12 protein-coding genes are annotated in these 23720 nt (G+C 67.6%); 9 read left to right on the top strand and 3 right to left on the bottom strand.

What is annotated here, in order from left to right:
* Positions 1 to 40: 40 nt before the first annotated feature.
* Entirely contained in the window at positions 41 to 838 is a 798-nt protein-coding gene (locus GH681_RS18105) for a response regulator (RefSeq protein WP_153162944.1), read from the bottom strand.
* A gap of 291 nt (positions 839 to 1129) precedes the next feature.
* Here GH681_RS18105 and GH681_RS18100 point away from each other — a divergent pair, with 291 nt between their 5' ends.
* Genes GH681_RS18100 through GH681_RS18080 form a run of 5 tightly spaced genes read left to right on the top strand, consistent with a single transcriptional unit; the run spans position 1130 to position 19145 of the window.
* The gene (locus GH681_RS18100) at positions 1130 to 2914 is read left to right on the top strand and encodes a TolC family protein (RefSeq protein WP_153162943.1); all 1785 of its coding nucleotides are present in this window, start codon (positions 1130 to 1132) and stop codon (positions 2912 to 2914) included.
* An 11-nt stretch (positions 2915 to 2925) separates the two neighbouring features.
* Positions 2926 to 3729: an efflux RND transporter periplasmic adaptor subunit gene (locus tag GH681_RS18095; RefSeq protein WP_228111973.1), complete on the top strand. Its 804-nt coding sequence runs from the start codon at positions 2926 to 2928 to the stop codon at positions 3727 to 3729.
* 30 nt (positions 3730 to 3759) lie between these two features.
* Positions 3760 to 15504 carry a DUF4347 domain-containing protein gene (locus GH681_RS18090; RefSeq protein ID WP_153162942.1) on the top strand — a complete coding sequence of 3915 codons (11745 nt, stop codon included), beginning with the start codon at positions 3760 to 3762 and terminating at the stop codon, positions 15502 to 15504.
* A gap of 23 nt (positions 15505 to 15527) precedes the next feature.
* Positions 15528 to 16988, top strand: a complete 1461-nt coding sequence (locus GH681_RS18085) for an efflux RND transporter periplasmic adaptor subunit (RefSeq protein ID WP_228111972.1) — start codon at positions 15528 to 15530, stop codon at positions 16986 to 16988.
* Between the two features lie 12 nt (positions 16989 to 17000).
* Positions 17001 to 19145 (top strand): HlyD family efflux transporter periplasmic adaptor subunit, encoded by a 2145-nt coding sequence (locus GH681_RS18080; protein ID WP_153162941.1) that lies wholly within the window; start codon positions 17001 to 17003, stop codon positions 19143 to 19145.
* A 199-nt stretch (positions 19146 to 19344) separates the two neighbouring features.
* Here GH681_RS18080 and GH681_RS18075 read toward each other — a convergent pair whose 3' ends face one another.
* Together GH681_RS18075 and GH681_RS18070 are read right to left on the bottom strand one after the other, a co-directional pair.
* Positions 19345 to 20145 carry a DUF2628 domain-containing protein gene (locus GH681_RS18075; protein ID WP_153162940.1) on the bottom strand — a complete coding sequence of 267 codons (801 nt, stop codon included), beginning with the start codon at positions 20143 to 20145 and terminating at the stop codon, positions 19345 to 19347.
* A gap of 93 nt (positions 20146 to 20238) precedes the next feature.
* Positions 20239 to 20829 carry a UbiX family flavin prenyltransferase gene (locus GH681_RS18070; RefSeq protein ID WP_153162939.1) on the bottom strand — a complete coding sequence of 197 codons (591 nt, stop codon included), beginning with the start codon at positions 20827 to 20829 and terminating at the stop codon, positions 20239 to 20241.
* 153 nt (positions 20830 to 20982) lie between these two features.
* Between GH681_RS18070 and guaA the strand changes: the two genes are divergently transcribed.
* The 4 genes from guaA to GH681_RS18050 all read left to right on the top strand — a co-directional run bounded on the left by guaA (position 20983) and on the right by GH681_RS18050 (position 23631).
* Positions 20983 to 22545, top strand: coding sequence for a glutamine-hydrolyzing GMP synthase (guaA, locus tag GH681_RS18065; protein ID WP_228111971.1), 1563 nt, complete (start codon positions 20983 to 20985; stop codon positions 22543 to 22545).
* A gap of 118 nt (positions 22546 to 22663) precedes the next feature.
* Complete coding sequence (locus tag GH681_RS18060; protein WP_228111970.1) at positions 22664 to 22816, top strand: hypothetical protein; 153 nt, start codon at positions 22664 to 22666, stop codon at positions 22814 to 22816.
* 45 nt (positions 22817 to 22861) lie between these two features.
* Positions 22862 to 23176 carry a transposase gene (locus GH681_RS18055; protein ID WP_153162937.1) on the top strand — a complete coding sequence of 105 codons (315 nt, stop codon included), beginning with the start codon at positions 22862 to 22864 and terminating at the stop codon, positions 23174 to 23176.
* A complete protein-coding gene (locus GH681_RS18050) occupies positions 23173 to 23631 on the top strand; it encodes a transposase (protein ID WP_153162936.1) in 459 nt (152 codons plus the stop codon). The genes GH681_RS18055 and GH681_RS18050 overlap by 4 nt, the downstream gene beginning before the upstream one ends.
* Positions 23632 to 23720: the final 89 nt, after the last annotated feature.

Below are 23720 nucleotides of genomic sequence, written 5' to 3'. Positions count from 1 at the left end.
GATGCCTCACCCTACCCCACACGTCCGCAGCGGCTGACGCTCAGCCCCCCAACATCCGACCCAACAGCCCCCGTACCACCGACGGCTCGAAGGGCTTGTCGCAGATGCCGGACACGCCGGCCTCCTCCACCGCCGCCAGCCGGCCTTCGTTGGATTCGCTGGTCACCATCAGGATCGGCACGGTGCGTTGCCAGCTCTGGTTGCGCACGTATTCCACAAACTCGCGGCCGTCCATTTCGGGCATGTTGTAGTCGGTGACGATCAGGTCGACCATCGTTTCGTCGAGGACTGCCGCCCCCTCCTTGCCGTCTCCGGCCTCGACGATGTGCTGGATGCCGAGGTTTTCCAGCACCCGCCGCATGAATTTGCGCGCGTTCGGGCTGTCATCCACCAGCAACACCCGCACCGCCTCCAGATCGAAGGCGTTGTCGAAGCTGTAGTTGGGCGTCAGGTAATCCACGGTCGCGTTGAGGGCCAGCGCCAGCTGGTTGGCGGTGAAAGGCTTGGGCAGGATGCTGCACACGCCGGTCTGGCGCACCGCATCCAGCGCCCTGGGGCTCGTCTCGCTGGAGATCAGGATGAAGGCCACCGACTCCCATAGCGGATCCGCCCGCAGCGCCTCCACCAGACGAGTACCCGAACCATCCGGCAGATAGAGCGCCGACAGCACCACGTCCGGGCGGGCCCGACGCACCGCCGCCAGCGCCTCCGCCATGCTTCCCACCTGCTCCACGCGGGTCAGGCCGACCTCATCGCAACACTTGCGGATGATCTTCGCCTGCATCTGGGAGGGTTCCACGAGCAAGGCCTGAAGCTGCCCGATTCTGCCTGTCGACATCGCAACCACCTGTTCTCAATACGGGTAACAGGACGATTACGAGCGAAATTCGGCAAGCTTGAGCTTATCCTCAAATTCAACAAAATCATCAAAAAAAATAATGGTCATTCAAGATAAAGAATGGCAACTGCCTGCCGTTAAAAACTCCCGAGTTCGGGTGCAGTCCAGCCGCACGGCACTCGGGGGTATGCAGACAGGCATCGCGCGCGCCCTCAATTCCCAGGCTGGCAGTGAGAACGAACCAATCAAATCTTGTGCCAACGCCATATTTTTTCGCTCTCAGGGGGAATCATGAACAAGTTCAATAGCACCCGCGCGGTACCCGGCGGTCGTCTGGTTGGCGCGTGCAGCGTCCTGTTGGCCGCGCTGCTCGCGGGCTGCTCGACCGTACCCACGCCATTCGCGGCCGAAGACCAGAAGGAAATCGCCGCCGCCGACCGCAAGGCCGCCGCCGCCAACGTGGAGCCGCTCACCGGCCCGCTCACCCTCGCCGACGCTATCGCCCGCGGCATCAAGTACAACCTCGACCACCGCACCCGCATGATGGAAGAGGCCCTGGCCATCGGCCAGCTGGATCTCGGCCGCTACGACATGCTGCCCAAGCTGGTCGCCTCCGCTGGCTACCAGTGGCGCGACAAGGATCTCGTCACCAACAGCAAGGATTCGGTCACCGGCCTGCCCTCCCTGGCCAACCCCTACATCTCGTCCGACCGTTCCCACACCCTGACCGATCTGGCCCTGTCGTGGAACGTGCTCGACTTTGGCGTCAGCTACTACAACTCCAAGCAGAACGCCGACCGCGTGCTGATCGCCACCGAGCGCCGCCGCAAGGCCATGCACAACCTGATCCAGGAAGTGCGCACCGCCTACTGGCGCGCCGCCAGCGCCGAGAAGATCGAGAAGGATCTGCGCGAAACCATCCGCCTGGCCGAATCCGCCCTGGCCGACTCCCGCAAGATCGAGCAGGAGCGCATCCGCGACCCGCTCGAAGCCCTGCGCTACCAGCGCACCGTGCTTGAAAACCTGCGCATCCTCGAGAGCATCCAGCAGGAACTCGCCGCCGCCAAGATCGAACTGGCCGCGCTGATCAACCTGCCGCCGGGCACCCAGTACCAGCTCGCTGCGCCCTCCGCCACCGAACTCAAGCCCGCCGCCCTGCCGCTGCCCATCGAGCAGATGGAAGACATCGCCATCGCCCGCAACGCCGACCTGCGCGAACAGTTTTACAACGTGCGCATCGCCGTGGCCGAAACCAAGAAGTCGATGATGCGCATGTTCCCTGGCATCTCCTTCAACTACAGCCTGCGCCATGACACCAACAGCTACCTGATCCACAACTCGTGGCAGGAAGCCGGCGCGCAGATCAGCTGGAACCTCTTCACCCTGCTGTCCGCGCCTGCGGCGATCAAGTTCAACGAATCCAACGAGAAGCTCGCCGAGCAGCGCCGCATGGCCACCCAGATGGCCGTGCTGGCGCAGGTTCACCTGGCTCGCCAGCAGTATGAAAACGCCTACAAGCTGCTCGACCGTGCCGACTCCATCTACACCGTCGACCAGCGCATCTTCGAGCACAGCAAGAGCCGCGAGGATGCCGCCACCAAGGGCCGCCTCGACCTGATCTTCAGCAACACCTCGGCCATCGTCAGCCTGCTGCGCCGCTACCAGGCCGTCAGCCAGCTCTATGCCGCCAGCAGCCGCATCCAGTCCACCCTCGGCCTCGAGCCGGAGATCACCAGCCTGAACGACACCTCCCTGTCTGACCTGCGCCGCAACGTCGAGAGCAGTATGGACCAGTGGAACCGCGGTGAAGCCCTGAAGGCCCCGGCTGCCGCGCCCGCGCCCAAGGCCGACGCCACCGAAGGCGAACGCACCACCGCCATCGATGCCGCTCAGCCCACCGTTACCGCGCCGATCCAGGCCCGTGGCTTTGCCTGGTCGAACATCTCCGCAGCCCAGGGCATCGGCGAACCGAAGGTTGCCAACGCAGCGTTCTCGATTGCCGACGTGCACGAGCGCTCGATGAGCCAGGCGCAACGCGTCGCCCTCGCCGCTGTTCCGGCCAAGACCGCTCCCTGACGAGGTTCTCCATGTTCCGTTCCATGCTTGCCATCGCCCTCGGCGCCACCGTCATCGGCGCCTGGGCCCAGGTGCCGCCGCGAGTTACCCCGCCGCCGCCTCCGGGCGCTGCAACCGCCCCCGCGCTCGATCGCCAGGACATCCGCGCCCAGCTGTCGCCCCGGCGCTTCACCACCCTTTCCGCCGAAGTGGGCGCCAAGGTCAATCGCATTGCGGTACGCGAAGGTGAGCGCTTCAAGGCCGGCCAGGTGCTGATCGTCCTCGACTGCACGCTGCAGGCGGCCCAGCTCAACAAGGCAAAGGCCTCCCTGAGCGCAGCCGAGAAGACCTACGCGGCCAACCACCGCCTGGCCGAGCTCAACTCGGTGGGCAAGCTGGAGCTGGAAACCTCCCAGTCGGAAGTCGCCAAGGCCAAGGCCGACGTGTCGCTGATGAACGCCACCCTCTCGAAGTGCCAGATCTCGGCGCCCTTCTCGGGCCGCGTCTCCGAGCAGAAGGTGCGCGAGCAGCAGTTCGCCCAGCCTGGCCAGGGCATCCTCGAGATCATCGACGACAGCGCCCTCGAACTGGAATTCATCGTCCCGTCGCGCTGGATGGCGTGGCTGAAGGACGGCTACCGCTTCCAGGTGAAGATCGACGAGACCGGCGGCACCTACCCGGCCAAGGTCATCCGCCTGGGCGCCAAGGTTGACCCGGTCAGCCAGTCCGTCAAGACCATCGCCGTCATCGACGGCCAGTTCCCCGATCTGATCGCCGGCATGAGCGGGCGGGTGCAGCTTGCACCGCCTGCCTCCACGCCCGCCTCGCCGAAATAAACGCCCATCAGAATTAGCAGGAGGCCCACGATGCCCTCGAACCCGACCCGCAGCTCCTCTGGCAAACGCCGCCTCAACCGCCAGGGGCCGGCCCCGCTGGCCCTCGAACAGCGACTCGTCTTCGATGGCGCCGCAGGTGCCGAAGCCGTCGCCCAGCTGGCCGCCGATCATCCGGTGACCGCCGACGCCACCACCGACAGCTCGGCCGATCTCGTGCCGGCTGCGGTGGGCGCCTCCGCCCCTGATGCGGCATCAGCCACCAGCCTCGTCTTTGTGGACGGGCAGTTGCAGAACGCCAACGTGCTCGCCAGCAACATCGACGGCAGCGCCCGGGTCATCGTGCTCGACCCGGCGGGCAACGCCCTCCAGCAGATTCAGGACGCCGTTGCCGGCCGCAACGACATCCAGTCCATCCATATCCTGTCCCACGGCAGCCAGGGCGACATCACCCTCGGCAACCTGCACATCAACCAGGCCACCCTGGCCGCCCACACCGACGCCCTGGCCGCCATCGGCTCCAGCCTCGCGGCCGACGGCGACATCCTGATCTACGGCTGCGACGTCGGCACCGGCACCGACGGCAAGGCCCTGGTGGACGAGATCGCCCGGATCACCCAGGCCGACGTGGCCGCCTCCACCGACGCCACCGGCGCCACCCAGGAAGGCGGCGACTGGACCCTCGAATACACCACCGGCGCGATCGAATCCCGCAGCCTCGCCTTCGCCGATGCCGTCGATCCCTTCCTCCTGGGCGCTCCCAGCGTCACCTCGGTGGACGACACCACCTACGTGGAAGGCAGCGGCGCGGTTGTCGTAGACAGCAACATCACCATCACCGGCGGCAGCTCCTACGACGGCAAGTACATCCGCTTCAGCCTCACCAACGGCCAGAGCACCGACATCCTCACGCTCACCAACGCCGCCGACGTGAACGCCTCGGGCGCGATCTCGTATTCGGGCAGTTCGGTTTACCTCGGCAACGGCGCTGGTCGCGACATCATCGGCAGCATCGACGCCACCGAAAATGGCACCGCCGGCAAGGCGCTGAAGATCAACTTCGTCTCCACCTTCACGAACTCGGGTTTTGAATCCGGCTCGCTCACCGGCTGGACGGCCATGAACCAGGTCATCAACCTGGGCACCACCAGCATCGCCGGCTTCACCTCGCCCAATGACGGCACCTACCCGGCCAACGCCGGCAACGACGACCCCTATCCGTCCACCGCCGGCAGCTACAGCACCACCGTCAGCACCAGCCAATACACCGAAGGCACCCGTTCCCTCAGCCTGCTGAGTTCCGGCATCACTACCGCCTCCGGCTACGACGTCGTGCACGGCCCGGCGGTGTACAGCGACACCTTCTCGGCCAGCGCTGGCGACAAGATCTATTTCGACTGGCGCGCCTATGCTGGCGACGACGCCTACGACGTATTCGGCTACATCCTCAACACCACCACCGGCGCCACCACCAAGGTGCTCGACGCCACCGGCACCAGCACCGCCGGCTCGACCAACTGGGCGACCGCCAGCGCCACCATCGGCACCACCGGCACCTACCGCTTCGTGTTCGTCTCAGGCACTTACGACTTCTCAGGTGGCCGTGCCGCCGGCGCGTCGATGTACATCGACAACGTGCGGGTGTATGGCTCGAAGGTGAACGACGCCGTCGTCACCAGCATCGCCCGCCAGGTCGCCTTCAACGCCACCTCCGACAGCCCGGTCACCTCGCCGGTGCGCGTGTTCACTGTCACCGCCCAGAGCGCCACCGGTGAGACTGCATCCGACACCGGCCTGATCAACATCACGCCGACCAACGACGCCCCGGTGCTCGGTGGCACCGCCCAGACCCTTGCCTACACCGAAAACGCCGTCGCCACGCCCATCGACACGGTGATGACGGTCACCGATTCCGACAGCCCCGCCAACCTCAACGGCGGCTGGCTGCAGGCGCAGATCACCACCAACGGCGCCGCCGAAGACCAGCTCTCGGTGCTCAACCAGGGCACCGGCGCCGGCCAGATCGGCGTTTCCGGCAGCAACGTCACCTACGGCGGCACGATCATCGGCACCATCGACGCCAGCAACACCGGCGCCAATGGCGGCGCCCTGCGCATCAACCTGAACAGCAGTGCCACCCAGGCCGCGGTCCAGGCACTGGCCCGGGTGATCTGCTACGCCAACACGTCCGACACGCCGTCCACCGCCAGCCGCACCGTCACCTACACCTTGAACGACGGCGGCAACACCGGCAGCGGCGGCGCCCTCCAGGGCACCCGCAGCGCCACCATCAACGTCACCGCGGTGGACGACCCCGCCGTGCTGACCCTCAGCCGCAGCAGCAGCGGCTACGACGAGAACGACGGCAGCTTCTACGTCGATAGCGCCCTCACCCTCACCGACGCGGACAGCACCACCCTGAATGGCGCCCGGGTGGTCATCACCTCCAACCTCGTCTCCGCCGAAGACCGCCTGCAGCCCGCCTCGGGCACCGATGTCAGCGGCAAGATCACCTACGCCTACAACACCAGCACCGGCATCCTTACCCTCACCGGCACCGCGACGATCGCCGAATACCAGGCCGCCCTGCGCGCGGTGAAGTACTACAACCTCAGCGAAAACCCGACCACCACCGCCCGCACCATCAGCATGACCATCGGTGATGCGCTGGCCCTGAGCTTTGGTGGCAAGACCCACTACTACGAGTACGTCTCCGGCAGCTACAGCTGGACCGCCGCCAAGACCGCCGCCGAAGGCCGCACCTTCCAGGGCATGACCGGCTACCTGGCCACCATCACCAGCCAGGAAGAGAACGACTTCATCAAGCAAAAGCTCGGCGCGGACGCCTGGATCGGCGCCTCGGACGACTACACCTATATCAACGCCGCCACCGGCACCACCACCTTCGCCAGCCAGAGCGCCGCCGAAGGCAAGTGGTACTGGGTCACCGGCCCCGAAAAGGGCACCCTGATCTCTACCGGCAATGGCAGCCCCGTCACCGCCAGCGGCGGCTACGCCTACTGGAACAGCGGCGAGCCCAACAACTCCGGCAGCACCGAGCACTACGGCGAGATCTACTCCACCGGCGCCTCGCCCGGCAAATGGAACGACCTGCCGAACAGCTCGCTGCTCCCGTATGTGGTCGAGTACAGCGACAACGGCGGCACGCCCACCTTCAGCAAGACCATCGCGATCACCCCGGTCCGCAAGAACGACGCGCCGGTAAACAACGCCCCGTCCGCCGTGCCTGCCATCCAGGAAGACGCGGTCAACAACTCCGGCGCACTGGTGTCGAGCTTCCTGTCGTCCTCCGACGCGGACGCCAGCGCCGTCACCGGCATCGCCGTCACCGCCAACGACAACAGCCACGGCAACTGGCAGTTCTCCACCGACGGCGGCGCCAACTGGGTTGCCTTCGGCACCACCTCCGATGCCGCCGCCCGCCTGCTGCGCAGCACCGACATGATCCGCTTCGTGCCCGCCGCCGACTACGCCGGCACGGCCACCATCACCTACCGCGCCTGGGACCGCACCAGCGGCACCGCCGGCCTGACCGCCGACCTCTCCGCGGCCACCAGCTATGGCACCACCAAGGCCATCGCCAATGGCGACGAAACCGCCTTCTCCGCCACCAAGCAGACCGCCACGATCACCGTCACCGCCGTGAATGACGCGCCGGTGCTCACCGCCGCCGCGCCCAGCCTCACCGGCATCACCGAAGACGACACCAGCAACAGCGGCCAGACCGTCTCCAGCGTGCTCGGCACCTCGGTCAATGACGTGGACAGCGGCGCCGCGTCCGGCATCGCCGTCACCAGCCTGGTGAGCGGCAACGGCACCTGGCAGTACTCCACCAACGGCGGCTCCAGCTGGACCAACGTCGGCGCCGTCTCGACCACCAACGCGCTCCTGCTGCGCAGCACCGACAAGCTGCGCTTCGTGCCCGACGCCAAGAACGCCACCACCGCCAGCTTCACCTACAAGGCGTGGGACCAGACCGGCGCCACCGCCGGCCAGCAGGGCACCTACGCCAGCACCGCCACCAGCGGCGGCAGCAGCCCCTACTCCACCGCCACCGACACCGCCACGATCGCCGTCACCGCGGTCAATGACGCGCCGGTGCTCGGCACCCCGGCCAACTTCGCCAGCATCAGCGAAGACGCCACCAACAACGCCGGCCAGACCGTCTCCAGCCTGCTCGGCAGCGCCATGACCGACGCGGACACCAGCGCCGTCCAGGGCGTCGCCATCACCGGCGCCACCAACGGCGGCGCCACCGGCGGCTGGCAATACTCCACCGACGGCGGCAGCACCTGGCAATCCCTCGGTACGCCCAGCGCCAGCACCGCGCTGCTGCTCAAGAGCACCGACCGCGTGCGCTTCAACCCGGACGGCTTCAAGGGCGGCACGCCCACCCTCAGCCTGCACGGCTGGGATCAGACCAGCGGCACCGCCACCAGCGGCGCCACCCGCGGCGAGGCCGATGTCTCCACCAACGGTGGCATCACCGCCTTCTCGAGCAGCGAATACACCCTCAGCGTCAACGTCACCAACGTGAATGACGCGCCGCAGTTCACGACGGGCGCCTCCACCGGCGCCTTCACCGAGAACGCCGGCGCCGTCAATGTGGGCAGCGGCCTCGTCATCACCGACGACGGCGGCCAGCTCAGCCGCGCCACCGTCTCGATCAGCAGCGGTTTCACCGCCGGCGACACCCTTGCCGTCGGCACCGCCAGCGGGCTCACCGTCAGCTACAGCAGCCAGACCGGCGTGCTCACCCTAACCGGCACTGCGTCTGCCGCCACCTATCAGACCGCGCTCAACTCGGTCACCTTCAACACCGCCTCGGAAGACCCGACCCTCAACAGCGCCACCCGCACCCTCACCTGGAAGGCCACCGACACCGCCGGCGTCAGCAGTGCCGACAGCACCAGCACCGTCAACGTCACGCCCCTGGCCGACGCCCCGGTGCTTGGCGGTCAACCCGCCACCTGGAACTACACCGAAGACGACGGCGCCCGCGTCATCGCCCCCAGCCTCACCCTCAGCGATGTGGACGACACCCAGTTGGCGGGTGCCACCGTCGCCATCACCGGCACCGGCTACCTGACCGACGGCCGCGAGACCCTCGCCGCCATCACCACCGGCACCGGCATCACGGCCAGCTTCGACGCCAGCACCGGCGTGCTTACCCTCTCCGGCACCGACAGCGTCGCCAACTATCAGAAGGTCCTGCGCTCGGTCACCTACAGGAACGACGCCAACTACAACTCCCCCGATCCGGACAACGTCGACCTGTTCACCTCCGGCGGCAGCCAGAACAATCTGCGTACCGTCACCTGGCAGGTCACCGACGCCAACTCCGACGGCGCCGGCGCCACCAACTCGGCCGCCCGCACCACCGACATCACCCTCAAGAACGCCAACGAGATCCCGCAGGTCACCAACATCACGGGCTCCGCCAGCGCAACCCCGCTCGACTACGTTGAAGGCGGCGCCCCGGCCACCCTCGAAGGCGCCCTCACCGTCCTCGACGACACCGGCACCATCGGCAGCGACAACGCCATCACCGGCGCCCTTGTCCGCATCACCACCGGCCTCGACGCTCAGGACGAACTGGGCTACTTCGACGCCGCGGCCCTCAGCTCGGCCGGCTGGACCCAGAGCGGCACCGCCCTCAGCGGCACCCTCAGCGGCACCAACGTGAGCGGCGCGGTCGAAATCAGCTACACCTACGACGCCGCCAACGGCGAGATCGTCCTCGCCACCACCGCGGGCACCGCCGGCAAGACCGACTACACCGCCGTGATGCAGAAGATCGACTTCCGCAGCACCAGCGACGACCCCACCGCCAGCAGCGCCCAGCGCACCCTCATCTGGCGGGTTACCGACAACGCTGGCGTCGAGAGCCAGGTCACCGCGGCCCAGAGCACCCAGGTGCGCATCGAGGCCATCAACGACGCCCCGGTTGCCACCACTGGCGGCGCCACCATCGCCTACACCGAAGGCGGCTCGGCGGTGGTCGCAGTCTCCAACCTCACCTTCACCGACCCGGACGACACCACGCTCAGTTCGGCCACCGTCAGCATCTCGGCCGGTGGCGTGAGCGGCGATCTGCTGGCCATCGACGCCTCGGTGCTCAGCGCCGCCAGCCTCACGCTCGACCCCTCCAGCACCGCCACGTCGCTGGTCATCACCGGCAACGCCAGCCTGGCCGCCTACGAAAACGTACTGCGCCAGATCACCTTCAGCTCGTCCAGCGACAACCCGACCAGCGACGGCACCTCCACCTCGCGCACCCTTACCTGGATGGTCACCGACAGCTTCGGCAGCCGCCTCACCGACTTCCCGGGCGCCAACGACGCCAGTACCACCACCGAAACCAGTGCCGGCGCAACCAGCCTGATCTCCGTCGCCCCCGCCAACGACGCGCCGACCCTCTCCGGCCTGCCGGGCACTGCCGCGAGCTACACCGAAGGCGGCAGCGCCGTCGTGCTGGCTGGCGCCATCAGCCTTGCCGATGTGGACGACACCAACCTCACCGAAGCCCGCGTGTGGATCAGCGGCGACTTCACCGCCGGCGACACCCTCTCCGCCACCGTTGGCGCCAGCGGCATCACGGCCAGCTACAACAGCGCAACCGGCGTGCTCACCCTCAGCCACGCCGGCGCCTCCAAGGCCACCTTCGAGAGCGTCCTGCGCACCGTCACCTACAGCAGCACCGCCGACGATCCTACCGCCATCTCCGGCACCCGCAGCATCAGCTGGCAGGTCACCGACGCCGACGCCTCCACCAGCGGCGCCAACCTGCTCGACAGCAGCGTCGGCACCAGCAGCGTCGCCCTCACCGCCACCGACAACGCCACCACCGTAGGCGGCCTCGGCAGCGCCAGCTACGTGGAAAAGGGCTCGGCTACCGTCATCGCCCCGTCGATCACCCTTGCCGACGCCGACGACACCACCCTCGAAGGCATCAGCGTCAGCATCTCCGGCAACTTCACCAGCGGCGACACGCTGGCGGTCACCGCGCCGCTCTCCGGCACCGGCATCTCCGCCTCGTACAACGCCGGCACCGGCGTGCTCACCCTCACCGGCACCGCCACCCTGGCCGACTACCAGGCCGTCGCCCGTTCGATCGTCTTCTCCACGTCCAGCGACAACCCCACTGGCACCGCCACCAGCCGCAGCCTCACCTGGGCCACCACCAGCAGCTTCGGCTCGCGCCTCACCGACGCCACTGGCGGCAACGATGGCAGCAGCGGTACCGTCACCGCCAACGCCGGCACCAGCAGCCTGTCGATCACCGCCCGCAACGATGCGCCCACCCTGGCGCTCAACCACAACACCGCGCTCGACGCCTCCACCGTGGTCTTCGAGCAGGGCGGCGCGCCGGTTTACGTGCTCGACAACTCCAACCCCAACGTCGTCGGCAGCGCCACCGTCAGCGACGTGGACGATGCCTACGTGGCCAGCGCCAGCGTGGTCATCAGCAACAACCGCAGCAGCGCCGACGTCCTGTCGGTGGCCACGCCCAGCGGCTGGAGCCGCTCCGGCAGCGTGCTCACCACCGGCTCCGGCGCCCAGATCAACGTCACCTACAACGCCGGCACCGGCACCCTGAGCCTCACCACGGCCAGCGGCAACGTCACCAAGGCCGAGTTCGAGAGCCTGCTCGAGCACGTCCAGTACCAGAACGGCTCGTCCTCGCCCACCGACACCGGCGCCAGCCGCGCGCTCACCTGGACGATCACCGACGCCAACGGCGTGGCCGACAGCACCTTCGGCGCCCAAAGCGCCACCGGCACCAGCTATCTGGTGATCCGCGACCTGAACGACGCACCGACCATCTCGCCCACCAGCGCCACCGCCAGCTACACCGAAGGTGCCGCCAGCGTCACCGTGCCGACGATCACCGTCACCGACCCGGACCCGGACGAAATCGTCACCGCCACCCTGACCCTCGCCGACCCCACCCTGGGCAGCCTCAACGTGCCCACCGGCGCCGCCTACAACCCCGGCACCGGCGTGTGGACCTTCACCGGCAACGTCTCGGCGGTAAACGCCGCGCTGGCCGCGCTGCACTTCACCCCGGGCGCCAACACCGACGTCAACACCACCATCAGCGTCTCGATCGCTGACGGTGGCGAAGACAGCGCCACGGCGGCCACCGGCACCATCGCCCTCAACGTGACGGCAGAGAACGACGCCCCCGTCCTCACCCCGGCCGCACCGGTCCTTGCCGGCCTCACCGAAGACGCCACCAACGACGCCGGCCAGACCGTCGCCAGCTTCCGTGGCGCCATCACCGACGTGGATACCGGCGCCCTTTCCGGCATCGTCATCGTCGACCAGACCCCGGGCAACGGCCACTGGGAATACAAGATCGGCAGCGGCAGCTGGACGGCCTTCGGCACGGTTTCGTCCTCCTCGGCCATCGCCCTGGCCGACGCCGACTTGATCCGCTTCGTGCCCAACGGCGAGAACGCCACCACCGCCAGCTTCACCTACCGCGCGTGGGACGGCGCCGGCGCCACCGCCGGCAGCGGCGTGGATGCCAGCACCACCGGCAACGCCTCGCACTTCTCGTCCGCCTCCGACGAAGCCAGCATCACCGTCACCGCGGTCAATGACGCGCCGGTGCTCGCCGCTGGCGACAGCACCCTCACCGCCATCACCGAGGACGACACCACCAACGCCGGCCAGCTGATCTCCGCCCTACGTGGCACCACCACCGACGTGGACACCGGCGCCGTCAAGGGCGTCGCGATCACCGGCCTCACCAGTGGCAACGGCACCTGGCAGTACTCCACCGACGGCGGCGCCACCTGGACCAACGCCAACGACGGCGGCGCCGTGACCGGCACCCACGCCTTGCTGCTGGCCGACACCGACCGCATCCGTTTCCTGCCCAACGGCCAGAACGCCACCACGGCCAACCTCACCTACCGCGCCTGGGACCGCAGCACCGGCACCGCCGGCCACTACGCCGACACCAGCGTGAACGGCGGCACCTCCGCCTTCTCCGCCCAGCAGAACGGCATGGACATCACCGTCACCGCGGTGAACGACGCCCCGGTGCTCGCCTCTGCGCTGCCGACCCTCACGCCGCTCACCGAAGACGACACCAGCAACGCCGGCCAGACTGTCGCCAGCTTCATCGGCAGCACCATCAGCGACGTGGATGCAGGTGCGGTGCAGGGCATCGCCATCAGCGCCACCGCCAACGGCAACGGCCACTGGGAATACTCCACCAACAGCGGCAGCACCTGGAACACCGTCACCGGGCTCACCGGTGCCAACGGCCTGCTGCTCGCCAGCACCGACAAGATCCGCTTCGTGCCGGACGGCCAGAACGCCACCACCGCCACCCTCACCTACCACGCCTGGGATCGCAGCGCCGGCACCTCGGGCAGCCTGGTCAGCCTGGCTGCCACTGGCGGCACCTCGGCCTTCTCGCCCACCAACAACCAGGTGTCGATCGCGGTCAGCGCGGTCAATGATGCCCCGGTCCTGGCAGCCGGCGACACCACCCTCACGCCGCTCACCGAAGACGACACCAGCAACACTGGACAGCTCGTCTCCGCCCTGCGCGGCATCACCACCGACGCCGATACCGGCGCGGTACAAGGCGTGGCGATCACCAGCCTCGACAGCGGCAACGGCACCTGGCAGTACTCCACCGACGGCGGCACCACCTGGGTCAATGCCGACGTGGGCGGCGCCGTGTCGGGCACCCATGCCCTGCTGCTTGCCGACACCGACCGCATCCGGTTCCTGCCCAACGGCCAGAACGCCACCACCGCGGCGCTCACCTACCGCGCCTGGGACCGCAGCGCCGGCACCAGCGGCGGCTACGCCAACACCAGCGTGAACGGCGGCACCTCGGCCTTCTCCGCCCAGCAGAACGGCATGAACATCGCCGTCAGCGCGGTCAACGACGCGCCGGTGCTCGCACCTGCCGCGCCGACGCTGCCGTCCATCACCGAAGACGACACCACCAACGCCGGCCAGACCGTCGCCAGCTTCCTCGGCAGCACCATCAGCGACGTGGACAGCGGAGCCCTGCCGGGCATCGCCATCACCGCCACCGATGACGGCAATGGCAGCTGGGAATACTCCACCGACGGCGGCACCACCTGGAACACCGTCACCGGCCTCACCGGCAGCAACGGCCTGCTGCTCAACAGCACCGACAAGATCCGCTTCGTCCCCGACGCCAAGAACGCCACTACCGCGCATCTCACCTACCACGCCTGGGATCGCAGCGCCGGTACTGCCGGCACACTGACCAGCCTCACCACCACCGGCGGCACGTCGCCCTTCTCGACCGCGGCCGACGTGGTGACGATCCACGTCGATCCGGTCAACGACGCCCCGATCAACGATGTCGCCCCGAGCTACAGCGGCGACTTCCGCGGTGACGGCACCCTGCGTCAGGACGGCACCGTCACCGCCGACCCAGGCCTGTGGCACGACGTGGATGCCGGCGACCCGGCCACCACCTTCCGTTACGTCTGGGAAGTGGCCGACGATGCCGCCGGCACCAACCTGCGCACCATCACCGGCGCCACCGATCCGAGCTACACCCTCACCGCGGCCGAAATCGGCAAGTTCGTGCGGGTCAAGGTCTTCGGCGGCGACGGCACCACCGAGACGGTCGCCACCGGCGCTTTCAAGGCGGTGACCAACGTCGATCCGCAGAACACCGGCTCCCTCGACACCCAAGACGCCACCGAGAGCGTGCCGTTCAGCTTCACCGTCCCCACCGGCACCTTTGCCGACGCCAACGGCGAAGACACCCTGCATTACTCGGCCACCCTGGCCGACGGCAGCCCGCTGCCCGCGTGGCTCCACTTCGATCCGGTCACCCGCACCTTCTCGGGCACCCCGGGTGGCGGTGACATCGCGGTGCTGCAACTCCGCGTGATCGCCGACGACCACGGCAACCAGCCCGCCCACGCCGACTTCACCCTCCGCGTGGCCGGCGTGCCGACCAAGCCGATCGAAGCCAAGCCTGACGTCGAGCCAATACCGCCCATCAAGCCGCAGGTCGACCCGACGCCGGTCAAGCCGCCCGTCGACACCGGCTGGACGGCCCCGGCAGCCGGCAGCGGTTCGATCGGCGGAACCTGGACGGTCCCCAAGGGCGATGGCTTCTTCAGTCCGGCCGACCGCGCCCTGTCGATCACCAGCATCGCCCCGACCCCCGACGCCAGCCGTGCGCCGGTGGGCGGCACCGCACCCACCGTCGCCGAAATCCGACCGGTCACCCAGACCACCGGCCAGAGCGGCCTGACCCGCTCCGACGGTTTCCGCATCGTGGTCCAGGCGCCGGAATCCAAGGCCGACACCAACCTAGTCCTGAGCCGCCCGCTCAACGACCAGGACTTCAAGCCGTCCTCGCCGATCAAGCTGATCGTTCCGCCCGACACCTTCACCCACACCCGCCTGGATGCGCGCGTGCAGCTCTCCGCCGAACGCATCGACGGCACGCCGCTGCCCAACTGGCTGCGCTTCGACGCCCGCAAGGGCGAGTTCCTCGGCATCCCGCCGGCGGACTTCGACGGCGACGTGGAGGTCAAGGTCACCGCCAAGGACAACTTCGGCAACCAGGTGTCGACGATCTTCCGCATCCGCGTCCACAACGGCCAGCGAGTCGGGTTCAATGGTCGGGAGGGGCTCAGCACCCAGTTCCGCACGGCCAGCGCCCCCGGGCGTGACGCCGTACGGAGCAGCCTGGTCGAACATGCCCGCCAGGCCCGCGCCCGCAGCGTCTGATCCGCCACCCAGTCGAGGTCACCGTGAGCAGCCCGTCCGATAACGACGCCTTCATTTCCCACTCCCTTGGCGCGCTGCTGCACCTGGCGCGCCGGGCCCGGCTGGCGGCGTCGCCGGCGGAACTGGGCTTCATCGCGGTGAACGAGACCCTGGCCCTCGCGCCCTACCGGCAAGCCGCCCTGTGGCTGGCCGATCGGGGCGTGGTGGCCTTGTCCGGGGTGGTCAGCCCGGATGCCAACGCCCCCTTCGCCCAGTGGCTGGAGCGGGTCGCACGGCAACTCCTCAAGGAAGGCGACACCCCCTGCGTGGTGTCGCCCAACACCCTGGCACCGGCCGAGGCGGCCGAGTGGGACGAATGGCTCCCCGCCCACGCCCTGTGGGTGCCCCTTTCCAGATCGACCCCGGGCGGCCTGCTGCTTGCCCGGGACACCCCGTGGCAGCCAGGCGAGATCGGCCTCGTCACCGAATGGGCCGACATCTGGAGCCACGAATGGCAGATCCAGGCCAAACCCGACGTCAGGAGCCGCTGGCGCATGCTGGCCGACGCCTGGCCCGATGCTGCCGACCGCAAGGCCTGGCGCCGCCACTGGCTTACCTTTCATGGCTGGCGCTTCCGGCTCAAGCGGATGCGCCGATGGCAGGCCGCCGACCTGCGCGCCAATGTGGCCGCCCTGTGGCACCGGCGCACCCTGCGCTATTCCATTCTCGCCGCTGCCGTGGCGCTCTTCCCGGTGCGCTTCAGCGTGCTCGCTCCGGGCGAACTCGTCCCGGCCCAGCCGGCGGTCGTCCGCGCACCGCTCGATGGCACGGTGGACAAGTTCTTCGTCACCCCCAACAGCCAGGTCAAGGCCGGCGACAAGCTGTTCCAGCTCGATCTCACCACCCTCTCCAGCCGCCTCGCGGTGGCCAAGCAAGGGCTGGTGACCGCCGAAGCCGAATACCGCCAGTCGGCCCAGCAAGCCGTGTTCGACCCCAAGAGCAAGGCCCAGCTGGCGATCCTGCAAGGCCGCATCGCCGAGCGTCAGGCCGAAGCCGACCTGCTCTCGGCTCAGTTCGCAAAAGCCCAGGCCACCGCGCCGCGGGACGGCATCGTGCTGATGGACGACCCGAGCGAGTGGATCGGCAAGCCGGTGAGCACCGGCGAACGCATCATCACCATCGCCGGCGCCGACGACGCCGAGGTGGAAGCCTGGCTCAGCCCCGGCGATGTCATCGATCTGCCACCAGGCGCCGAAGTCACCCTCTACCTCAACGCCTCGCCGCTGCAGCCGGTGGAAGCCACCGTGCGCTACCTCGCCCACGAGGCGGTGTCGCGCCCCGACGGCAGCTTTGCCTACCGCCTGCGCGCCACTCTTGCCAAAGGCCAGGAAAAGCCGCGGGTTGGCCTCAAGGGCACCGTGAAGGTTCGCGGTGAGCACGTGCCGCTGGCCTACTGGGTGCTGCGCCGCCCGCTGGCGAGCCTGCGCCAGGCCACCGGCCTCTGAGGGGCCAGCGCGATGCAGGCAGCCCTCGACGCCTCCGCCCTCGCGGCCGATCTTCCCCGCAACCTCCCGCCGCTGCGCGACGAACTCGCCCTCCTCGACGGCCCGGCGAGCCTTGATGGCGCGCCCACCTGGAGCCTCCACGACCCGGTGCGCAACCAGTTCTACCGCATCGACTGGACCACCTTCGAGATCCTCGCCCGCTGGCACCTGGGCGATCCGGCGAAGATCGTCGACGCCGTCGAAGCCGAAACCACCCTCAGCCTAGACGCGCACGACGTGGATCTGGTGGTGCGCTTCCTCACCGATCACCAGCTCATCCGGCCCCTTGGCGAAGCCGGCACCGCCCGCCTCGTCTTTCAGGAGAAAGCCCGCCACAACACCCTGTGGCAATGGCTGCTGCACCACTACCTGTTCTTCCGCGTACCGCTGATCCGCCCGGACCGCTGGCTGGTGCGCCAGCTGCCGCGGGTCGAGCTGTTCTACTCGGCCACCTTCCTGCGCGTCACCCTCGCCGCGCTGGCGCTGGGGCTGTATCAGGTGGTGCGCCAGTGGGAGCACTTCGCCGCCACGCTGGTGGATACCCTCACCTGGCAGGGCGCGATGGGCTATGGCGTGGCGCTGATCTTCGTGAAGGTGCTCCACGAGCTCGGCCACGCCTTCACCGCCCGGCGGCTGGGCTGCCGGGTGCCGACCATGGGTGTCGCCTTCCTGGTGATGTGGCCGGTGGCCTACACCGACGTGAACGAAGCCTGGCGCCTGACCCGCCGGCAGGACCGCCTCGCCGTGGGCGCCGCCGGCATCCTCACCGAACTCGCCGTGGCCGCCTGGGCAACGCTCGCCTGGGCGCTGCTGCCAGATGGCACCCTGCGCGGCACCGCCTTCATGCTGGCCACCACCACCTGGGTCGCCACCGTGGCGATCAACGCGAGCCCCTTCATGCGCTTCGACGGCTACTTCCTGCTCTCCGACTATCTCGACTTTCCCAACCTCCACGCCCGCTCCTTTGCGCTGGCCCGCTGGGACCTGCGCGAGCGCCTGTTCGGCCTCGGCGAGCCGGTGCCGGAATTCCTGCCGGCGGCCCGTCGCCGGGGGCTCATCCTCTTCGCCTACGGCGTCTGGCTTTACCGGCTGGTGCTCTTCATCGGCATCGCCCTGCTGGTGTACCACTACTTCTTCAAGGCGCTCGGGATTCTGTTGTTTGCGGTCGAGATCGGATGGTTCGTGATGTTGCCCATGTGGAAGGAAATCACCGAGTGGCGCAGCCGCTGGCCCGAGATCAAGGCCAAGGGCAGCGGTCGCGGCAAGCTGTGGCTGCTGATCCTGCTGCTGCTCGTTGCCATCGTGCCGTGGAACTTCCAGGTGAGCAGCCAGGGCCTGATGCGCTCGGCGCGCCACTACCCGTTATTCTCCCCGGGCCCGGCGCAGATCGAGGCAATGCCGGTAAAGCCCGGCGATGGGGTGACCGCCGGCCAGATGATCCTGAAGCTCAGCACCGACGACGCCGAGTACCGCCGCCGCCTCGCCGAAGCCCGCTTCTCGCGGCTGGCCTGGCAGGCTGAAGTCTCGGGCCTCGACGAAACCCTGCGCGCGCGTCAGCCGGTCACCGTCGAGGAACTCGAAGCCGCCAAGGCCGAACTCGCCGGCACCGCCGACGAGCTCAAGCGCTACACCGTCACCGCGCCCTTCGACGGGGTGCTCGCCGACATCGCGCCCGACCTGCGCGTGGGCGAAACCGTGGGCCGTCAGCAGCAGCTGGGCGTGCTCATCGATCCTAAGGCGTGGGAAGTGGAAACCTACCTCACCGACGCCGAGGTGGAACGTGTGTCGGTGGGCGACAGCGGACGCTTCCTGCCGGAAACCCCGGGCCTGCCGACCCGATCCCTGAAGGTGGTGCGCATCGACCGGGACGCCACCCGCGCCCTGCCGGACGCCATGCTGGCTGTGGGCCACGGCGGCGAGGTACTGGTGCGCGAACGCAACGGGCAGCTGATCCCCGAGCGGGCGGTGTATCGCGTGGTGCTGGCGGTGGATGAAGGCGAGCAGCCCCCGGGCCATGTGCTGCGCGGCGCGGTGACGATCTACGGCCAGCCGAAATCCCTTGCCGGCGATTTCGTCCGCTCCGGCGCCGCACTGCTGATCCGCGAATCGGGCTGGTAAGACGGCCGGGCCCGGTCCGTCCGGCAAAGGCCTATCTCAAGCCCCATCACCAGCGCCATCAACCCGACGCAGGCGGATCGCCCATCCGCCTGCGTATCGTACAGTTCGACCACCACTCACAGGCCAGATCTGAATCACCGTTCAGGCAGACAGCCAGCCGAACCCATCTCAGCCAGAGCGCTGGTCGTCAATCCCGACCTTAGCGGCAATCCTCCGGCAAGGTTGGCGCCGGCAGACGCTGGGCGCGGCAACGCCAGGCCGTTTTACCGTCGGCCGACTCGGTGAGCTCCCAGATCAGCCGGCCGCCGTCCGGAAAGCCCGCGCCCTGGCGGATCGTGACGACCATCGCCGGCCCGTCCATCTCGATGCTGTAGACGTGAAGCGGCGGCGTGGGAATGAAGCCCGCCTCCACCAGCTTGGCCGGCAGTTCATCGTGCTGACGCCGGTAGGCTTCCACCGACTCGACCGCCCTGCGCCCAAGGGCTGCGGCCTCGGCCACCTTGGCCTTGTTCAGGTAGGTCTGGTACTGGGGAATCGCCACTGCCGCCAACATCCCGAGCACCACGAAACCCAGCAGTACAAAGCCGATGATCGCCCCGCTGCGGCTGGTTCCGCCTTTTCCTTCGAGCACGCCCAGCTGATAGGCAGGATCGGTGCCGGCAGCCAGCGCCTCTTCGATCTTCTGGTTGCAGTGGGCATGGTAAAGCATGTTGGCGTACATGCCCGGCAGCGCCACCTGGGCGATCAGCGCAATGAGCGGGCCAATGTCGCCGAAGATCATCCCGATGATCCATGCGAGAAGGTTGGCGGCGACGAGATAGGCAAAGCCGACCGCCCACATCCGCCGGTAGATGAACCAGAAGAAGGTCAGCAGCGCCGCCGGCCAGTTCCAGCTGGGCCCGGCCTTGCCGGCCTCGTCGAAAGCCAGGAAGCGGCTTAAATAGTAATCCTGGTTCTTGGGGCCGATTGCGGCCCGGTAAAGCGCCTCGCGGTCGGACATGACTTGCCTCTGACGATCAAGAATTGTTTATCGCTGTAAGCCTATCCAGAAGTGCCGCAACAAGCAAACGGCATGGCGTTGAAGGCGCCTGCTTCAGCCGTTCTCGGGCGGCTCTGCGGGCGTCTCGCCCCAGCGGAGCATGCCCGCCACCGGCAGGCCGAACAGATCCAGCGCCCGCGCCACGCTGTGGGTGACCAGCGCATCCACCGACGCCGGCTTGTGATATAGCGCCGGCACCGGCGGAAAGATCACCCCGCCCATCTCGGTGACGGCCGTCATGTTGCGCAGATGGCCCAGGTGAAGCGGTGTCTCGCGCACCATCAGCACCAGCCGGCGGCGTTCCTTCAGTACCACGTCGGCGGCGCGGGTGAGGAGGTTTTCGGTGATGCCGTGGGCGATCGCCCCAAGGCTGCTCATGGAACACGGCGCCACCAGCATCCCGAGGGTCTGGAACGAACCGCTGGAGATCGCCGCGCCGAGGTTCTGCGGCGTATGGACGACATCTGCCAACGCCTCAGCCGCGCCGGGCGGCACGTCGGTCTCCATCGCCCGGGTGAGCTGGGCGCCCTTCGAGATCACGAGGTGCACTTCCACGTCCATCGGCCGCAGGAGCTCGAGGGCCTTCATGCCGTACTGGAAACCACTGGCACCGCTGATGCCGACGACGATGCGGGGCTTGATCATGTTTGATTAGTGGAAAAAAGGATTGACCGGTCAAGGCGCCCAATCCTGCCACGTCCGCCGCGCCTTGCCTACCGGCGCACAACGCGGCACAGGCAGCCGAATGCGGCTGGCGGTATAATGCCGGGCTTCCCGTTTTCACCTCCGGAACCCGCCGTGCACAAGAAAATCCTGATCCTCGATTTCGGCTCCCAGGTCACCCAGCTCATCGCCCGCCGCGTGCGCGAACAGCAGGTGTACTGCGAAATCCATCCCTACGACGTCTCCGACGACTTCGTCCGCAACTTCGCGCCCGAGGGGATCATCCTGTCCGGCGGCCCCAATTCCGTCTACGAAGCCACCGAATGGAAGGCGCCGACGGCCGTCTTCGAGATCGGCGTGCCGGTGCTGGGCATCTGCTACGGCATGCAGACCATGGCCAGCCAGCTCGGCGGCAAGGTCGAGAGCTCCGGCAAGCGCGAGTTCGGCTACGCCGAGATCCGCGCCCGCGGCCACTCCGAACTCTTCCGCAACATCCAGGACCGCAGCAACATTGATGGCCACGGCCTGCTCGACGTGTGGATGAGCCACGGCGACAAGGTCACCGAGCTGCCCGCCGGCTTCAAGGTCATCGCCTCCAACGAATCCACCCCTATCGCTGCGATGGCCGACGAGGCCCGCAAGTTCTACGCGGTGCAGTTCCACCCGGAAGTGACCCACACCATCAAGGGCAAGGAGATGATTGCCCGCTTCGTGCACGAGATCTGCGGCTGCCAGAACGATTGGAACATGCCCGACTACGTGGCCGAGGCCATCGAGAAGGTGCGCGCCCAGGTGGGTTCGGATGAAGTCATCCTGGGCCTCTCCGGCGGTGTCGATTCCTCCGTAGTTGCCGCGCTGCTCCACAAGGCCATCGGCGATCAGCTCACCTGCGTGTTCGTTGATAACGGCCTGCTCCGCCTCAACGAAGGCGAGATGGTGATGCAGATGTTCGCCCGCAACCTGGGCGTCAAGGTCATCCACGTGGATGCCACCGAGCAGTTCATGGGCCACCTGGCCGGCGTGACCGACCCGGAAGCCAAGCGCAAGATCATCGGCCGCGAGTTCGTCGAGGTCTTCCAGGCCGAAGCCGCCAAGCTGCCCAACGCCAAGTGGCTGGCCCAGGGCACCATCTACCCGGACGTGATCGAATCCGCCGGCGCCAAAACGGGCAAGGCCCACGCCATCAAGAGCCACCACAACGTCGGCGGCCTGCCCGAAACCCTCAACCTCAAGCTCCTCGAGCCCCTGCGCGAACTCTTCAAGGACGAAGTGCGCGAGCTGGGCGTCGCCCTCGGCCTGCCCCACGAGATGGTCTATCGCCATCCCTTCCCCGGCCCGGGCCTCGGCGTGCGCATCCTTGGTGAGGTGAAGAAGGACTTCGCCGACCTGCTGCGCCGCGCCGACGCCATCTTCATCGACGAACTGCGCGCCGCCGACTGGTACGACAAGACCAGCCAGGCCTTCGCGGTGTTCCTGCCGGTGAAGAGCGTGGGCGTGATGGGCGACGGCCGCACCTACGAATACGTCGTCGCGCTGCGCGCCGTGCAGACCGCCGACTTCATGACCGCCCACTGGGCAGAACTGCCCCACAGCCTGCTGGGCAAGGTGTCCAACCGCATCATCAACGAAGTCCGCGGCATCAATCGGGTGGTGTACGACATCTCCGGCAAGCCGCCCGCGACGATCGAGTGGGAGTGATCCCCGTTCCGCCGCCGACCATCGGCGGCCTTCGCAAAACCCACTAGAACCCCGGCAATGCCGGGGTTTTTGTTTTCAGGAGCTAGTTCAGCCCCATTTTGCCGAACCGATCAAGGCGATGATCGAGGACAACCCGTCCTTTGGCTACCGGACGGTGGCCCACCTGCTGGGGTTCAACAAGAACACGGTGCAGCGGGTGTTCCAGCTGCGCGGCTGGCAGGTCAGGAAGCGCCCAGTCGGGTTTCGGCCGCGGATCGAGGCGCTGTATTGACCCAGTGAAACCCTACTCAGGTGTTAACCTTGAAAGGAACGACACATGAGTACGGCGATGGAAGACGAAATCAAGCGTTGGACGGCCAAGCGCAAGAGCGCGTTGGTGATGGAAGTCCTGCAAGGAAAGACGACGGTGGCGGAGGCGAGCCGTGCGTACGATCTGCCCCCGTCGGAGATCGAGACTTGGATCGACGAGGCCCGGCGGGGCATGGAGAACGCGCTGCGTGCCAACCCGCTGGACATCCAGGAGCAGTACGAGAAACAGATCAAGCAGCTCCAGGAAGCCTATGGAGAAGCGATGCTGGAGCTGCGTGCCAGAAAAAAATTGCAGTCCCTGCTGGGCGAGGACGAGAAGTGATCGAGACGATCCGCCAGGGACTCAAGGAAGAAGGGATCGTCGTCTCGATCAGTCAGCTGTGCCGGTGGTTTGAAGTGCCCCGTCGCACGTTCTACTACCAGTCGGTGAAGGCCCCGCCGAAGGTGCAGCCCCGCTTTGCCGAACCGATCAAGGCGATGATCGAGGACAACCCGTCCTTTGGCTACCGGACGGTGGCCCACCTGCTGGGGTTCAACAAGAACACGGTGCAGCGGGTGTTCCAGCTGCGCGGCTGGCAGGTGCGGAGGCGTCCGGTCGGGTTTCGGCCCCGGATCGAGGCGCGGCGCTCCAGCGCATCCCAGCCCAACGAACGCTGGGCGACGGATCTGTGCCGTGTTTGGGCGGGACGAGACGGCTGGGCCACACTGGCACTGGTGGTCGGCTGCTTCAGCCGGGAGTTGAACCGCCCCGCCTTCCGTGGAGGCCATTTGGTTTAAGTCAGGCCGGCGTTTCGGCCTGACTGGCGAGTTGCCGGTAGTAGTTTGCCTCAGCTTCGGCCGGGGGGATGTAGCCGATGGGTTCGAGC

The organism is Zoogloea sp. 1C4 (assembly GCF_009469605.1).
Lineage (GTDB): Bacteria > Pseudomonadota > Gammaproteobacteria > Burkholderiales > Rhodocyclaceae > Zoogloea > Zoogloea oryzae.
This window is presented reverse-complemented; position numbering and strand designations above follow the sequence as displayed.

Coding starts and splice junctions, on each gene's coding strand:
- GH681_RS18105 (WP_153162944.1), bottom strand. CDS start 838: ATGTCGACAGGCAGAATCGGGCAGCTTCAGGCCTTGCTCGTGGAACCC.
- GH681_RS18100 (WP_153162943.1), top strand. CDS start 1,130: ATGAACAAGTTCAATAGCACCCGCGCGGTACCCGGCGGTCGTCTGGTT.
- GH681_RS18095 (WP_228111973.1), top strand. CDS start 2,926: ATGTTCCGTTCCATGCTTGCCATCGCCCTCGGCGCCACCGTCATCGGC.
- GH681_RS18090 (WP_153162942.1), top strand. CDS start 3,760: ATGCCCTCGAACCCGACCCGCAGCTCCTCTGGCAAACGCCGCCTCAAC.
- GH681_RS18080 (WP_153162941.1), top strand. CDS start 17,001: ATGCAGGCAGCCCTCGACGCCTCCGCCCTCGCGGCCGATCTTCCCCGC.
- GH681_RS18075 (WP_153162940.1), bottom strand. CDS start 20,145: ATGTCCGACCGCGAGGCGCTTTACCGGGCCGCAATCGGCCCCAAGAAC.
- GH681_RS18070 (WP_153162939.1), bottom strand. CDS start 20,829: ATGATCAAGCCCCGCATCGTCGTCGGCATCAGCGGTGCCAGTGGTTTC.
- GH681_RS18060 (WP_228111970.1), top strand. CDS start 22,664: ATGATCGAGGACAACCCGTCCTTTGGCTACCGGACGGTGGCCCACCTG.
- GH681_RS18055 (WP_153162937.1), top strand. CDS start 22,862: ATGAGTACGGCGATGGAAGACGAAATCAAGCGTTGGACGGCCAAGCGC.